This is a genomic window from Salegentibacter sp., from assembly GCF_041642575.1.
GTDB lineage: Bacteria > Bacteroidota > Bacteroidia > Flavobacteriales > Flavobacteriaceae > Salegentibacter.
Genome location: NZ_JBEPWD010000200.1, coordinates 1 through 1722, shown reverse-complemented (window position 1 = coordinate 1722; position 1722 = coordinate 1). Strand labels below are relative to the sequence as shown.

Genomic DNA, 1722 nt, shown 5'->3' with positions numbered 1-1722 from the left:
AGGAAATCTTTCCCTTTCACAGAGTCAGCGATAAAGTTGCCTATTTTTAGTGCTTCATCATCACCTGAGAGATATATATGGGCCAGATAATTCATGTAAGAAAGTTAATGATTTCTAGACTGTTCCTGTTTAATTTTTGTTAAGTTTTGTATCATACCTGATACTACTCATATATTTGTTAAAATTTCAAGATAATTCAGATTTAAAAATCAATACTTTTTATGAGCTTAATAAAATCCATTTCCGGGATCCGTGGTACTATTGGCGGAAAAACCGGTGAAAACCTAACTCCACTTGACACCGTAAAATTCGCGGCAGCCTACGGCACCTGGCTTAAAACCTATTCAAAAAAAGATAAACTAAAAGTAGTGGTGGGAAGAGACGCCCGGATTTCAGGTAAAATGGTTCAGGACTTAACCATGAATACCCTTTCCGGCCTCGGGATCGATGTTATAGATCTTGGGCTGTCAACAACCCCTACTGTAGAGATCGCTGTCCCGCTCGAAAAGGCTGATGGTGGAATAATTCTTACGGCCAGCCATAATCCTAAGCAGTGGAACGCCCTTAAGCTGCTTAATGAAAAAGGAGAGTTTCTGGATGGGGAACAGGGAGCTAAGATCCTTGATATTGCCGAAAGCGAAGATTTCAATTTTACTGATGTTGATTCCCTGGGAAAAATTACGTCCAAGGAAAATTATATGAATATTCATATAGAAGAAGTTCTTAAGTTGAAACTGGTGGAAGCCGAAAAAATAAAAGCTGCCGATTTTAAAGTTGTTGTAGATGGCGTGAATTCTACAGGAGGAATTGTAATTCCGGACTTGCTTAAGAAGTTAGGCGTGGAAGTAGTAGAATTATACTGTGAACCAAACGGACATTTCCCGCATAATCCCGAACCTTTAAAAGAACACCTACAGGATATCTCAAAGCTTGTCGTGAAGGAAAAAGCTGATCTGGGGATCGTAGTAGATCCCGATGTTGACCGCCTCGCTATTATTGACGAGAATGGCGAAATGTTTGGCGAGGAATATACCCTGGTTGCCTGTGCCGATTATGTGCTCTCTAAAACTCCGGGCGATACCGTGAGCAACCTTTCTTCTTCACGCGCTTTAAGAGATGTAACAAATAAACATAACGGGAAATACCGGGCCAGCGCTGTGGGAGAGGTTAATGTAGTGAAATTAATGAAGGATTCCAATGCCGTGATTGGCGGAGAAGGAAATGGTGGGGTCATTTACCCTGAATCTCACTACGGAAGAGATAGTCTGGTAGGAGTGGCTTTATTTCTTAGTCTTCTTGCTGAGCGAAAACTAAAAGTTTCCGAATTGAGAAAAGAATACCCGGCATATTACATGAGTAAAAACAAAATTGAATTAACGCCGGATCTCGATGTAGATGGAGTCTTAAAAGCTGTGCATAAAAGACATGAAGATGAACAGGTTTCCACCGTTGATGGTGTCAAGATCGACTTCCCTGAAAATTGGGTTCATTTGAGAAAATCCAATACCGAACCTATTATCAGGATCTACACAGAAGCAAAAAGTCAGCAGGAAGCCGACGACCTCGCTCAGAAAATGATCGCAGAGATAAAAGCGATTATCGCTTAGTCTATTACTACAGAATCTTCAGTTATGGGCCTGTTGCGGTGTTTCCATCGTTTATGGGTCCATAAATAATATTCGGGTTTCTCCCTGATCTGCCGTTCCAGTAAACGAATGTATT

At 41.0% G+C, this 1722-nt stretch carries 1 protein-coding gene and 2 pseudogenes; 1 reads left to right on the top strand and 2 read right to left on the bottom strand.

Features of this window, described 5'->3' with window-relative positions; genetic code table 11:
* Positions 1 to 95: pseudogene (locus ACESK1_RS13310) on the bottom strand (DUF479 domain-containing protein); the annotation flags it as partial.
* 126 nt (positions 96 to 221) lie between these two features.
* Between ACESK1_RS13310 and glmM the strand changes: the two are divergent.
* A complete protein-coding gene (gene glmM, locus ACESK1_RS13305; RefSeq protein ID WP_372920652.1) occupies positions 222 to 1607 on the top strand; it encodes a phosphoglucosamine mutase in 1386 nt (461 codons plus the stop codon).
* On the opposite strand, the pseudogene ACESK1_RS13300 reads toward glmM, so the two are convergent.
* Positions 1604 to 1722 (bottom strand): annotated as a pseudogene (locus ACESK1_RS13300) (lipid A biosynthesis acyltransferase); the annotation flags it as partial. The gene glmM and the pseudogene ACESK1_RS13300 overlap by 4 nt on opposite strands.